This is a genomic window from Xanthobacter luteus, assembly GCF_040049235.1.
In the GTDB taxonomy this organism is placed as follows: Bacteria; Pseudomonadota; Alphaproteobacteria; order Rhizobiales; family Xanthobacteraceae; genus Xanthobacter.
The window spans coordinates 139,855-152,523 of the sequence record NZ_JBDZDO010000003.1 but is presented as its reverse complement, the minus strand read 5'-3'; the positions used below and the strand labels follow the sequence as shown (position 1 = coordinate 152,523).

At 71.5% G+C, this 12,669-nt stretch carries 11 protein-coding genes; 9 read left to right on the top strand and 2 right to left on the bottom strand.

The features are described from left to right. On the bottom strand, positions 1-618 hold the full coding sequence (locus tag ABLE88_RS11700; protein WP_348831862.1) for a DUF1285 domain-containing protein: 618 nt from the start codon (positions 616-618) through the stop codon (positions 1-3). A 193-nt stretch (positions 619-811) separates the two neighbouring features. Here ABLE88_RS11700 and ABLE88_RS11695 point away from each other — a divergent pair, with 193 nt between their 5' ends. The 7 genes from ABLE88_RS11695 to ABLE88_RS11665 all read left to right on the top strand — a co-directional run bounded on the left by ABLE88_RS11695 (position 812) and on the right by ABLE88_RS11665 (position 9,707). Further along, complete coding sequence (locus ABLE88_RS11695) at positions 812-1,813, top strand: AAA family ATPase (protein ID WP_348831861.1); 1,002 nt, start codon at positions 812-814, stop codon at positions 1,811-1,813. A 12-nt stretch (positions 1,814-1,825) separates the two neighbouring features. Continuing rightward, on the top strand, positions 1,826-2,758 hold the full coding sequence (locus ABLE88_RS11690; RefSeq protein ID WP_348831860.1) for a DUF58 domain-containing protein: 933 nt from the start codon (positions 1,826-1,828) through the stop codon (positions 2,756-2,758). A 58-nt stretch (positions 2,759-2,816) separates the two neighbouring features. Further along, entirely contained in the window at positions 2,817-5,636 is a 2,820-nt protein-coding gene (locus ABLE88_RS11685) for a DUF4159 domain-containing protein (protein WP_348831859.1), read from the top strand. A gap of 25 nt (positions 5,637-5,661) precedes the next feature. Then, positions 5,662-7,728 carry a hypothetical protein gene (locus tag ABLE88_RS11680; protein WP_348831858.1) on the top strand — a complete coding sequence of 689 codons (2,067 nt, stop codon included), beginning with the start codon at positions 5,662-5,664 and terminating at the stop codon, positions 7,726-7,728. 436 nt (positions 7,729-8,164) lie between these two features. Next, entirely contained in the window at positions 8,165-8,740 is a 576-nt protein-coding gene (locus tag ABLE88_RS11675; protein WP_348831857.1) for a hypothetical protein, read from the top strand. Further along, complete coding sequence (locus tag ABLE88_RS11670; protein WP_348831856.1) at positions 8,737-9,108, top strand: DUF2019 domain-containing protein; 372 nt, start codon at positions 8,737-8,739, stop codon at positions 9,106-9,108. The genes ABLE88_RS11675 and ABLE88_RS11670 overlap by 4 nt, the downstream gene beginning before the upstream one ends. Positions 9,109-9,335: 227 nt before the next feature. Next, positions 9,336-9,707: a DUF2019 domain-containing protein gene (locus ABLE88_RS11665; RefSeq protein ID WP_348831855.1), complete on the top strand. Its 372-nt coding sequence runs from the start codon at positions 9,336-9,338 to the stop codon at positions 9,705-9,707. Positions 9,708-9,741: 34 nt separating this feature from the next. Here ABLE88_RS11665 and ABLE88_RS11660 read toward each other — a convergent pair whose 3' ends face one another. Further along, complete coding sequence (locus tag ABLE88_RS11660; RefSeq protein WP_348831854.1) at positions 9,742-10,443, bottom strand: DUF1013 domain-containing protein; 702 nt, start codon at positions 10,441-10,443, stop codon at positions 9,742-9,744. Positions 10,444-10,730: 287 nt separating this feature from the next. Between ABLE88_RS11660 and ispH the strand changes: the two genes are divergently transcribed. Both ispH and ABLE88_RS11650 read left to right on the top strand, forming a co-directional pair. Further along, positions 10,731-11,693, top strand: a complete 963-nt coding sequence (ispH, locus tag ABLE88_RS11655) for a 4-hydroxy-3-methylbut-2-enyl diphosphate reductase (RefSeq protein ID WP_348831853.1) — start codon at positions 10,731-10,733, stop codon at positions 11,691-11,693. A gap of 3 nt (positions 11,694-11,696) precedes the next feature. After that, positions 11,697-12,662, top strand: coding sequence for a homoserine kinase (locus tag ABLE88_RS11650; protein WP_348831852.1), 966 nt, complete (start codon positions 11,697-11,699; stop codon positions 12,660-12,662). Positions 12,663-12,669: the final 7 nt, after the last annotated feature.

Genomic DNA, 12,669 nt, shown 5'->3' with positions numbered 1-12,669 from the left:
TCAAAGGCCGAGCGCGCTCGCGGGCAGCATGGGATAGAAGACGCCCGCCGAGGCGACCCCGAACATAGGCGTCCCGGCCCGATCGCGCACCTCTCCCCTGGCCGCGAGGTCGAAGGCGAGGGCGCGGGTGAGCCTGGCCTCCAGTCCCCGCCGCACATGGACGTAGGGCACCACCTCGCCCTCCTGCCCGCCCGGGGCGAAGCGCAGATCGTGCCCCGGTCCGCAGCGCACGAGGTCGTCGAGATTGGTGCGGAACACCAGCACCGGGCCAGCCTCGCTGTCCTCCTGCGCCATGTCGACGGCGAGGAACGGCGCATCGTCCACCCTGATGCCGATCTTCTCGGCAGGGGTCTTCAGCACGAAGCGGCCGCCCTCGCGCGTCAGCACCGAGGCAAACAGCCGCACCAAAGCCGGCCGCCCGATCGGCGTACCGCCATAGAACCAGGTGCCGTCGGCGGCGATGCGCATGTCCATGTCGCCGCAATCGGGGGGATCCCACGCCTCGACCGGCGCGGGTCCCCGGCCGCCCGCCTCGCGCACCGCCGCAAGCAGCGCTTCGAGCCGCCCGCCACCGGTGTTGGGGCGGGGCATCGGCACGGTCTGGTCCGGTCCACTCATCGGGGCTCCTCGCGATGACGTGAGTATAGAGCCGCGCCCGCGGCTTCGCGGGGCCTCGACGCGGCGTCATGTTATCGTAAGCTCCCAAATCGGCTGGCGCGACCTTTGCAAGGGTCGAAGGCGGGGGTGATCCTCCGGGGCCTTTTCTTGCCGCTTTTCGCGGCGAGCCTGTCCGGGAGACGGAGAAGCGTAGATGTCGTCAGCCACCGAGACCTTCGACCTCGACCAGATGATCGTCCGCAATGCGGAAGCCGCCGGCGCCCATGTGCGGGCGGCGCGCGCGGCCGTCACCTCGGTCATCTTCGGCCAGGAGACGGTGGTGGAGCAGGCGCTCATCACCATCCTCGCCGGCGGCCACGCGCTGCTCGTCGGCGTGCCCGGCCTCGCCAAGACCAAGCTGGTGGAGACCATGGGCACGGTGCTCGGGCTCGACGCCCGGCGCGTGCAGTTCACCCCGGACCTGATGCCATCCGACATCCTCGGCGCCGAGGTGCTGGAGGAGAGCGCGGGCGGCAAGCGCGCCTTCCGCTTCATCCGCGGCCCGATCTTCGCCCAGTTGCTGATGGCGGACGAGATCAACCGCGCCTCGCCGCGCACCCAGTCGGCCCTGCTGCAGGCGATGCAGGAATATCACGTCACGGTGGCCGGCGAGCGCCACGACTTGCCCAAGCCCTTCCATGTGCTCGCGACCCAGAATCCGCTGGAGCAGGAGGGCACCTATCCGCTCCCGGAGGCGCAGCTCGACCGCTTCCTGATGGAGATCGACGTGGACTATCCCGACCGGGACGCCGAGCGGCGCATCCTGTTCGAGACCACCGGCGCGGAAGAGCAGAAGCCGCGCGCCGCCATGAGCGTCGACGACCTACTGGCGGCCCAGCGCCTGGTGCGCCGCCTGCCGGTGGGCGAAAGCGTGGTGGAGGCGATCCTGACCCTCGTGCGCTCGGCCCGTCCCGCCGCCGAAGGCCCCGAGCAGCGCTTCATCGCCTGGGGTCCCGGCCCGCGCGCGTCGCAGGCGCTGATGCTGGCGGTGCGCGCCCGGGCGCTGCTGGACGGGCGCTTCGCCCCGTCCCTGGACGACGTGGTGGCGCTCGCCGAGCCAGTGCTGAAGCATCGCATGGCGCTCACCTTCGCCGCCCGCGCCGAGGGCGAGAGCGTGGCGCGCATCGTCAGGCGCCTCACCGAACGGCTCGGGTGAGGACGGAGCGACGTGACAGAACAAGCGCGCTCATCGGTCGAGCAGGCCGCCCAATCGGCTTCCGCGCTGGTCGCCGCCATGCCGCGGCTGGTGCTGGAGGCGCGCCGCATCGCCTCCAACGTGCAGCACGGTTTGCACGGGCGGCGGCGCTCGGGCATGGGTGAGAATTTCTGGCAGTATCGGCGCTTCGTCGACGGCGAGCCCGCCGCCCGCGTGGACTGGCGCCGCTCGGCGCGCGACGACCATCTTTATGTGCGCGAGCGCGAGTGGGAGGCCGCCCACACGGTGTGGATCTGGCCTGACCTTTCCGCCTCCATGGGCTATGCCACCCACAAGCAGCCGCCGAAGCGCGAGCGGGCGCTGGTCATCGCCTTCGCCCTCGCCGATATGCTGGTGAAAGGCGGCGAGCGGGTGGGCGTGCCCGAGCTCATGCGCCCCTCCGCCACCCGGCGCATCGTCGAGCGCATGGCGGAGGCGGTGATTCTGGCGCCCGAACTGCCGGCGAGCCTGCCGCCCGCCTTCGGCCCCTCGCCCCTGTCGGAGGTCGTGCTGCTCGGCGACTTCTGGAGCCCGGCGGCCGAAATCGCCGCGCGCCTCCACGACCTCGCCGCCTCCGGCGCCCACGGCCATCTGGTGCAGATCGTCGATCCTTCGGAGGAGACCTTCCCGTTCTCCGGCCGCATCGAGTTCGAGGAGCCGGAGGGCGGCGGCCGCCTCACCGTGGGCCGCGCCGAGAGCTGGCGGGCGGAATACGACCTGAAGCTGGTCGAGCACCGCGCCCGCATCCGCGCCGCCGCCCAGCGGGCGGGCTGGACCTTCATGGTCCACCGCACCGACCGGCCGGCGAGCGACCTCCTGCTCGCGCTCCACATGCGCATGGGCGCCGGCGGCCCTGGTGCCGCGCCCGGCTTCGCCCACGCCCCGCAGAAGGAGGCGGCCCAATGACGATGCCGTCCCTGCCCGCGCGCCGGCGCGCACCCCCCCTCATGGAAGGGCGTGCCTGATGCTCGGCCTGCCGCTCGCCTTCGCCTCGCCCCTCATCCTCACCGCGCTCGTCGGGCTGCCGCTGCTGTGGTACCTGCTGCGCGTGGTGCCGCCGCGCCCGCTCAAGATCGCGTTTCCGCCCACCGCGCTTTTGTTCGACATCAAGCCCAAGGAGGAGAGCGCGGCCAAGACGCCCTGGTGGCTCATGGCGCTGCGCCTGCTGCTCGCCGCTCTGGTGATCCTCGCCGCCGCCGGGCCGATCTGGAATCCGCCCGCCACCGATCCGTCCCGCAGCGGCCCGCTGGTGATGGTGATCGACCAGGGCTGGCCCGCCGCCCAGAGCTGGGCGCAGCGCAAGGCCGCCGCCGACGCCCTGATCGACGAGGCGGAGCGCGACGGGCGCGGCGTCGCCCTCATCCCCACCGGCGACGTGCCGAAGGAGGCGACCCTGCTTGCCCCGGTCGCCGCCCGCGACCGCCTGCGCTCGCTCGACCCCGTGCCCTACGCGCCGTCCCGCGCCGAGGCCTTCGCGCTCGCCGGCAAGCTGCTGGAGGCCGACCGCGAGGCCGGCTTCGTCTTCCTCTCCGACGGGGTCGATCTCGGCGCCGACGGTGATCTTCGCGCCGTGTTCGCGCCGGTCCGGGACCACGCGCCGCTGGTGGTGACCGGCGGCGTCGCCGCGCCGCTGGCGCTCGCCGCCACCGAGAACGCCGCCGACGCGCTTTCCGTCAAGGTGCTGCGCCCCGCCGGCGGCCCGCCGCGCGCGGGCCGGGTGGAAGCGCGGGACATGCGCGGCCTTTCCCTCGGCGAGGCCGCCTTCACGCTGCCCGACGGGGCGAGCGAGACCGAGGCCCGGTTCGCGCTGCCGGTCGAGATCCGCAACGAGGTGGCGCGGCTCGAGATCGTCGCCGAGCGCTCGGCGGGGGCGGTGCAGCTGGTGGACAAGCGCTGGCGCCGGCGCACCGTCGGCATCGTCTCCGGCACCACCACCGACACCGGCCAGCCGCTGCTCGCGCCCACCTATTACCTGTCCCGCGCGCTCGGCCCCTATGCGGACCTCAAGGTGGCGGAGACCGGCTCGGCGACCGACAACATCAACGCCTTCCTCGACCAGCGCCTGCCGGTGCTGATCCTCACCGACGTCGGCACCATCCCCGCCGCCACCCGCGCCCGCCTCACCCGGTTCGTGGAGGACGGCGGCGTGCTGGTGCGCTTTGCCGGCGCGCGCCTCGCCAACAACACCCAGGAGGATCTCCTGCCGGTGAAGCTGCGCCGGGGCGGCCGCGTGCTGGGCGGCTCGCTGTCCTGGGACACGCCCCAGCCGCTCGGCGCCGTGACGCCGGAGGGGCCGTTCCACGATCTCAAGGTGCCCACCGACGTGACCGTCAACCGCCAGGTCCTGGCCGAGCCCGACGGCCTGCTCGGCGAGCGCACCTGGGCGACGCTGGCCGACGGCACGCCGCTCGTCACCGGCACCCGGCTCGGCAAGGGCACGCTCGCATTGTTCCACGTCACCGCCGACACCTCCTGGTCGAACCTGCCGCTGTCTGGCACCTTCGTGGACATGCTGCGCCAGGTCATCGCGCTTTCCGACACCCCGCCGCCCGCCGCCGACGGCGCGCCCGCCGACACCGGCCGCGCCGGGCTGCGCTCGGAGGCATCGAGCCTGTCGCCCTCGCGGCTGCTGGACGGCTTCGGCGCCTTCCGCCCGGCCGGGCCGACCGCGCGGGCGATCCCGGCCAATTTCGCCGGCATCGCCAGCGCCGAGCACCCGCCCGGCTTCTACGGTCCGCCCGACGGCCTGCTCGCCATCAACGCGCTGCGGCCCGACGACCGGCCGAAGGCGCTCGATCTGGCGGCCCTCGGCGGGCGGGTCGAGGCGCTGAAGGAAAGCGAGCCGCGGGACCTGCGCGGCGCGGTGCTGCTCGCCGCCATGGTGCTGCTGCTGCTCGACGCCCTGGCGGTGCTCTACCTCTCGGGCGGGCTCACGCGCCTGCGCGGCCGGCGCGCGGCGGCGGCGGCCCTCTCGCTCGCGCTCTGTGCCGCCCCGCTCGGCGCTGGCCTCCTGCCGCAGAGCGCGCGCGCCGACGACACCTTCGCCGTGACCGCCACGCGCCAGACCCACCTAGCTTATGTGACCACCGGCCAGAGCGACGTGGACGACATTTCCCGCGCCGGGCTCGACGGGCTCTCCGCCTATCTCGGCCAGCGCACCGCGCTGCAGCCCGGCGCGGCCATGGGCATCGACCTCGCCAAGGACGAATTGTCCTTCTTCCCGCTGATCTACTGGCCGGTCCTCGCCGACGCGCCGGTGCCGGCGCCGGCCGTGCTGGCCAAGGTGGACGGCTACATGAAGCAGGGCGGAACGGTGATCTTCGACACCCGCGACGCCATCGAGAGCACCGGCGGGCCCGGCTCCGCGCTGACCCCCGCCGCGGCGAAGCTGCGCGCCATCCTCTCCGGGCTCGACATCCCCGAGCTCGCCCCGGTGCCGCGCGAGCACGTGCTCACCAAGGCCTTCTATCTGCTGAAGGATTTCCCAGGCCGATTCACCGGCGGCACGACCTGGGTGGAGGCGCTGCCCCGGGGCGACGAGAGCGACCGGCCGGCCCGCGCCGGCGACGGCGTCTCCCCGGTCATCATCACCTCCAACGACCTCGCCGGCGCCTGGGCGGTGGGCCGAGGCGGCGAGCCGCTGCTGCCGCTCACCCCGGGCGAGCCGCGCCAGCGCGACTTCGCCTTCCGCGCCGGCGCCAACATGGTGATGTATGTGCTGACCGGGAACTACAAGGCGGACCAGGTGCACGTGCCCGCCCTTCTGGAGCGCCTCGGCCAATGAGCGTGCGCATCGCGGTTTCCGCCCCATGACCTACGGCCTCGCCTTCTCCCCCTTGGTGTCGCTGCCGCTGCTCGTCGGCCTCGCGGTCGTCGCGGCGCTGCTCGGCGGGCTGCTGCTGGTCGCGCGCACCCGCGGCAGCGTGCTGCGCGCGCTGGCGCTGGCGGTGGGCCTCATCGCCCTCGTCAACCCCTCGCTCACCCGCGAGGAGCGCGAGCCGCTCACCTCGGTGGTGGCGGTGGTGGTGGACGAGAGCGCGAGCCAGTCTTTCGGCGAGCGCACCGCCCAGACCGAGGCCGCCCGCGCGGCGCTGAAGGAGCGGCTCGACCGGGTGCCGGGCCTCGAGGTGCGCACCATCGTCGCCGATGCCGGCGACGGCGACCTCGACGGCACGCGCCTGTTCTCCGCATTGTCCGCCGGCCTGTCGGACGTGCCGCCGGAGCGGGTGGCGGGGGCCGTGCTGATCACCGACGGGCGGGTCCACGACGTGCCGGAGAATGCCCAGCAGCTCGGCTTCAACGCGCCGGTCCACGCGCTGATCTCCGGCCGGCCGGGCGAGCGCGACCGGCGCATCGCGCTCGAGAAGACGCCGCGCTTCGGCATCGTCGGCCAGACCCAGTCGGTGACCTTCCGCGTCACCGACGACGGCGCCCCGCCCGACGCGCGGGTCGGCATCACCGTGCGGCGCGACGGCGAGGTGATCGCCCGCCCCATCGTCACCGCCGGGCAGAGCACCTCCATCGACGTGGCGGTCACCCATGCGGGGGCCAACATCGTCGAGTTCGAGGTGCCGCCGCTCGACGGCGAGCTGACCCAGGTGAACAACCGCACCGCGGTCTCCATCGACGGCGTGCGCGACAAGCTGAAGGTGCTGCTGGTCTCCGGCGAGCCGAACGCCGGCGAGCGCACCTGGCGCAACCTGCTCAAGAGTGACGCCAACGTGGACCTCGTCCACTTCACCATCCTGCGCCCGCCGGAGAAGCAGGACGGCACGCCCATCAACGAATTGTCGCTCATCGCCTTCCCGACGCGCGAGCTGTTCCAGACCAAGATCAAGGATTTCGACCTCATCATCTTCGACCGCTACGCCCAGCAGGGCGTGCTGCCGCAGGTCTATTTCGACAACATCGTGCGCTATGTGCGCGCCGGCGGCGCGGTGCTGGTGGCGGCGGGCACCGACTTCATCGACGTCGGCTCGCTCGCCAACACGCCGCTGGAGGAGATCCTGCCGGGCATCCCCACGGGGGACCAGACGCTCGCGCCCTATCACGCGCGCCTCACCGATCCCGGCAAGCGCCACCCCGTGACGCGCGCCCTTCCCGGCTCGGAAAGCGACCCGCCGCACTGGAGCCGCTTCTTCCGGGTGATCGACACCAAGGCCCGCTCGGGCACCAGCCTGATGGCGGCGCCGGGCGACAAGTCGGTGCTGCGGATCGACCGGGTGGGCGAGGGCCGCGTGGCGCTGCTGTTGTCGGACCATATCTGGCTGTGGGCGCGCGGCTATGAGGGCGGCGGCCCGCACATCGACCTGTTGCGCCGGCTCTCCCACTGGCTGATGAAGGAGCCGGACCTGGAGGAGGAGCGCCTCAAGCTCGTCCTCCAGGGCCGCGACCTGGTGGTGGAGCGCCAGACCATGGGCGACCAGGTGCCGCCCGCCACGCTCACCACGCCCTCGGGCGCGGTGCGCACGCTGACCCTGGCGCAGGCCGAGCCCGGTCTGTGGCGCGCCACCACGCCCGCCGACGAGCTGGGCCTGTGGCGCGCCGCCAATGGCCGCTTCACCGCGCTCGCCAATATCGGCCCGCTGAACCCGAAGGAATTCGCCGAGGTGACCAGCACCCGGGACGTGGTCGCCCCCATCGCCACCGCCACCGGCGGCGGGGTGTGGCGCCTCGCCGACCTCTCCGGCGCGGTGCCGCGGGTGGTGCGCGTTTCCTCCGGCGAGCGCCTCGCGGGCGAGGACTGGATGGGGCTGCGCACCCGCGACGTCTCGGTGGTCAGGGGCATCGGCCTGTTCCCGCTGTTCGCGGGGCTCTCCGGGCTCCTGCTGCTGCTCGGCGCGCTCGCCGCCATGTGGGTGCGGGAAGGGCGGTAGCCGCGCCTTCGGGCGGCGGATGGGGCCACAGGCAAGGGGATAGATCGGCGCCGGACGCTCCGGCGCCGATTTTTTTTTGCCGCGCGCGACGGCCATTCAAAGATAGGATTTTATTCATAGATCGACCTCTGGAGCTTGGCCCGCCGCCACCTCCGGGGGATCGCCACTTATCCCCGCACCCCTGTGCCGGCCGCATCCTTCCGCCAACGGAAGGTCGGAACGGATCATGGATCAGACCTAACGCATCCGGCGGGAGCAGCCACCCGCCCTCGACGAGATCCTCGCGCTGCGCTGCGAGCTGGCGGGCCTCAGGGTCATCGTCAAGGGGCTGGCGCTCCTGCGCCTGCTTCCCAAGGCGAACTTCAATCCCGCTCAGCCCCGCGTGCCGGCCGGCAATCCCGAGGGCGGGGAGTGGGCGCCCGGGTCGGGCGGGGCGATGGCCGGCGATGACGGCAGGTCGCGGCTGCGCCTCACCATCACCCCGCTGCCGCGGATCGGCGACAATGGTGGCCCGCCCATGGAGGAGCCGCCGGAAATCCCGACGCGGCCCTCATCCCAGCGCGCGCAGTTGCGGGCCGTGGTCCGCGTGGCGCTATGGGCGGCGCGGATCGGGCTGCGGGTAACGCCGCTCGCCGGCGTGCTGATCGCCGCCGAAGCCGCCTATTGGATCTACCAGTATTATCCCTGGATCGAAGCCTATCTCGCCGAGCCGGCGCCGCTGCATGAGTTGCAGAGCGCCGCTTCTACTCCCCAGCCGGGCACGGATGTGCATCATATCGTCGAGCAGAGCCCCGCCCGGGCGGACGGCTTCCTGGACGAGAGGATCGAGGCGCCGGAGAACCGGGTGCGGATCTCCCGCCTCAAGCATTGGGAGATCAACAGATGGTATGCGACGCCGAACAAGGATTTTGGAAATCAATCGCCCCGGAACTATCTGCGCGGAAAAGACTGGGAAACGCGTGTGCGGGTCGGCCGAGACGCGCTGATCAGACAGGGACTCCTTAAGCCATGAAATCCCGCATCCCACAAAATCCAAGTGTTGAGGAGCTTGTGGCCCTCTTCGTCACGATCGCGCTCGAGCAGGAAGAGGCGAATATCGACTTCGATACCAAACGCTTCAACAGGCTCTTTTGGGAGATGGACAAGGTGGAAGGCCTCTTGAAGGCCATGCCCGGCGACAAGCGCAGCGCCCTCGTGCCGCTGCTTCAGCACCCCAATCTGGAGGTGCGCCTGCGCGCGGCGAAGTCCACCCTCGCGGTGGCGCCAGAGGCGGCGCGGGCCACGCTGGAGGCCCTGACTCGGATCACCCACACGCCCCAGGCTTTTGACGCCGGCATGTGCCTGTCGGCCCTGGACCAGGGCATCTTTAAGCCGACCTGAAGAGCGCCGCCCGCCCGGGCGGACGGCTTCCCGGACGAGAGGATCGAGGCGCCGGAAAACCGGGTGCGGATCTCCCGCCTCAAGCATTGGGAGATCACCAGCTGGTATGCGACGCGGAACAGGGATTTCGGCGGCCAATCCCCCCGCGACTATCTGCGGGGCAAGGACTGGGACACGCGCGTCCGCGTAGGTCGAGAAAGGCTGATCAAAGAGGGAATTCTCAAGCCATGAAATCCCGCATCCCGCCCCATCCCAGCGTGGAGGAGCTTGTGGCTCTCTTCGTCACGATCGCGCTCGAGCAGGAAGAGGCCAACATCGACTTCGACACCAGGCGGTTCAACAGGCTGTATCGGGAAATGGATCAAGTGGACGACCTTCTGAAGGCCATGCCCGGCGACAAGCGCAGCGCCCTCGTGCCGCTGCTTCAGCACCCCAATCTGGAGGTGCGCCTGCGCGCCGCGAAGTCCACGCTCGCGGTGGCGCCGGAAGCCGCGCGGGCCACCCTGGAAGCGCTGAGCCGGATCACCCACACGCCCCAGGCCGCCGATGCCGGCATGTGCCTGTGGGCCTTGGACGAAGGCATCTTCAAGCCGACCTGAAGCGCGCCGCCGGTCCGCCGGCGCGCCGGAGCGATCACTCCTCGTCGTCCTCCTCGCCCTTCTTCGAGCCGCCGAGCTTGGCGAACACGGTCTCGAGGTCGAGCGATTCGCGGCCCTTGCCGCGCGCTTCCGCCGCCTCCTCCCGTGCCGTGGTGACGTCCGCCGGAAGCAGGGTCGCGCCGCGATCCTCGGCGGGACCGGCGGGACGGTCCTTGGCGGCCTTCTGCACCTCCATGTCCAGGTCGATCTGGCTGCACAGGCCGAGCGTCACCGGGTCCATGGGCTGGAGCTGGGCCGAGTTCCAGTGGCTGCGGTCCTTGATGGCCTGGATGGTCGCCTTGGTGGTGCCCACGAGGCGGATGATCTGCGCGTCCTTCAGCTCGGCATGGTTGCGCAGCAGCCACAGGATCGCGTTCGGCCGGTCGTGGCGGCGCGACACCGGGGTGTAGCGCGGGCCGCGGCGCTTCTTCTGCTCCGGCAGGCGCACCTTGGGGTCCTGCAGCTTGAGGCGGCGGTTCGGATCGGCCTCGGCGAGCGAGATCTCCTCGCGCGAGAGCTGGCCGGTGGAGATCGGGTCGAGCCCCTTGATGCCCTGGGCCACCTCGCCGTCGGCGATGCCCTTCACCTCGAGCGGGTGGAGCTTGCAGAAATCGCCGATCTGCTCGAAGGAGAGCGCCGTGTTGTCCACCAGCCAGACGGCGGTGGCCTTGGGCATCAGCGGAATGTTGGTCGACATGGCGGCCTCGGATGTCTTTGCGCTGCGCGCGGTGTTCAGGTTGGGATGCGCGGGCTCGCTGGCACGCCCCTCCCCCAGGGGCGGACCACGGCACCAATCGCGATGTCCGGGATGCCCATAACATAGGCGTCAGGCGCGCCAGTTGCAATTCCCCAGCAGACGGAGCCAAGGCCGCGTCCCCGGGCGGTAAAATGGACCGGTCCCGGCGCCGTCGCGCTTGACACGCCGCACAGGAGCATCCCATCTCCGGAAAACCGACCCTGGTCCCGCCGCCGACGGAACTTCCGATGCCAGAGAAGCCGCCCCTCCGCATCCTCCTGTGCGCCCCGCGCGGCTTCTGCGCCGGGGTCGTGCGCGCCATCGACGCGGTGGAGCAGGCGCTGAAGATGTATGGCGCGCCGGTCTATGTGCGGCACGAGATCGTCCACAACAAATACGTGGTGGAGAGCCTGAGGAAGAAGGGCGCGGTGTTCGTCGAGGAACTCGCCGAGGTGCCGGACACCAGGGCGCCGGTGATCTTCTCCGCCCACGGCGTGCCGAAGTCGGTGCCGGCCGAGGCGGCGGAGCGCAACTTCTTCGCCATCGACGCCACCTGCCCGCTGGTCACCAAGGTGCACCGCGAGGCGCAGGTGCATCACAAGCGGGGCCGGCACATCCTGCTCATCGGCCATAGGGGCCATCCCGAGGTGGTGGGCACCATGGGCCAGCTCCCGGCGGGCGCCATCACGCTGGTCGAGACGGCGGACGATGCCCGCGCCCTCGCCCCCGCCGACCCGCAGAACCTGGCCTACGCCACCCAGACCACGCTCTCCCTCGACGACACGGCGGAGATCGTCGCGATCCTGCGCGCGCGCTTCCCGGCCATGGCCGAGCCCCACAAGGAGGACATCTGCTACGCCACCACCAACCGCCAGGAGGCGGTGAAGAAGGTGGCGCCGCAGGTGGACGCGATGATCGTGGTGGGCGCGCCCAATTCCTCCAATTCCCAGCGCCTGCGCGAGGCGGCCGAGCGCGAGGGCTGCGCCCGCGCCGCGCTGGTGCAGCGCGCCGCCGACATCGACTGGTCGGTGTTCGGCGCGATCTCCAGCCTCGGCATCACGGCCGGCGCCTCGGCGCCGGAGGTGCTGGTGGAGGAGATCATCGACGCCTTCGCGGCGCGCTTCGCGGTGGAGGTGGAGTCCGTGACCTCCACCGAGGAGAACGTGTTCTTCCCTTTGCCCCGCGCGCTGCGCCCCGACGCCGCGGAGTAGGCGGTGGCGGTCTATACCGACGTCTCGGCGAGCCAGATCGCCGCGTTCCTCAGCCTGTACGACATCGGCACGCTGACCTCCTTCCACGGCATCGCCGAGGGGGTGGAGAATTCCAACTTCCTGGTCCAGACCACCGCCGGCACCTTCATCCTCACGCTCTACGAGAAGCGCGTGGCGCGCGGCGACCTGCCGTTCTTCCTCGGCCTGATGCAGCATCTCGCCCGGCGCGGCCTGTCCTGCCCGCAGCCGGTGGCGGCGCGCTCGGGGGAGATGCTGGGCGAGCTCGCCGGGCGGCCGGCGGCGATCGTCACCTTCCTGCCGGGCGTCTCGGTGCGGCGGCCGAGCGCGGTGCATTGCGCCGAGCTGGGGCGCGGGCTCGCCCAGCTCCACCTCGCCGGCCGCGATTTCCCCATGCGCCGGCCGAACGCGCTCTCGGTCGCCGGCTGGCGCCCGCTCTACCGCGCCGCAGGCGGGCGCGCGGACACGGTGGCGCCGGGGCTTGCCGCCACCATCGAGGAGGAATTGTCCGACCTCGAAGGCGACTGGCCGACCGGCCTTTCGACCGGGGTGATCCACGCCGATCTGTTCCCCGACAACGCCTTCTTCCTCGACGACGCGCTCTCCGGCATCATCGACTTCTACTTCGCCTGCACCGACTTCCTCGCTTATGACGTGGCGGTGTGCCTGAATTCCTGGTGCTTCGAGCCGGACGCCTCCTACAATGTCACCAAGGGGCGCGCTTTGCTCGCCGGCTATGAGAGCCTACGCCCGCTCAGCCTCGAAGAGGCCGCGGCCCTGCCGCGGCTCGCGCGCGGGGCGGCGCTGCGCTTCCTGCTGACGCGGCTGGTGGACTGGCTGAACGTGCCGGAGGGCGCGCTGGTGCGGCCGAAGGACCCGGTGGAATACTTGCGCAAGCTGCGCTTCCACCGCGCTGTGGACAGCGCGCGCGACTATGGTCTGGCGCCATGACAGCGGG

What these genes read in the sequence shown, in the direction of transcription:
- ABLE88_RS11700 (WP_348831862.1), bottom strand. Translation starts at nt 618, where the DNA reads ATGAGTGGACCGGACCAGACCGTGCCGATGCCCCGCCCCAACACCGGT.
- ABLE88_RS11695 (WP_348831861.1), top strand. Translation starts at nt 812, where the DNA reads ATGTCGTCAGCCACCGAGACCTTCGACCTCGACCAGATGATCGTCCGC.
- ABLE88_RS11670 (WP_348831856.1), top strand. Translation starts at nt 8,737, where the DNA reads ATGAAATCCCGCATCCCACAAAATCCAAGTGTTGAGGAGCTTGTGGCC.
- ABLE88_RS11675 (WP_348831857.1), top strand. Translation starts at nt 8,165, where the DNA reads ATGGCCGGCGATGACGGCAGGTCGCGGCTGCGCCTCACCATCACCCCG.
- ABLE88_RS11665 (WP_348831855.1), top strand. Translation starts at nt 9,336, where the DNA reads ATGAAATCCCGCATCCCGCCCCATCCCAGCGTGGAGGAGCTTGTGGCT.
- ispH (WP_348831853.1), top strand. Translation starts at nt 10,731, where the DNA reads ATGCCAGAGAAGCCGCCCCTCCGCATCCTCCTGTGCGCCCCGCGCGGC.
- ABLE88_RS11680 (WP_348831858.1), top strand. Translation starts at nt 5,662, where the DNA reads ATGACCTACGGCCTCGCCTTCTCCCCCTTGGTGTCGCTGCCGCTGCTC.
- ABLE88_RS11685 (WP_348831859.1), top strand. Translation starts at nt 2,817, where the DNA reads ATGCTCGGCCTGCCGCTCGCCTTCGCCTCGCCCCTCATCCTCACCGCG.
- ABLE88_RS11660 (WP_348831854.1), bottom strand. Translation starts at nt 10,443, where the DNA reads ATGTCGACCAACATTCCGCTGATGCCCAAGGCCACCGCCGTCTGGCTG.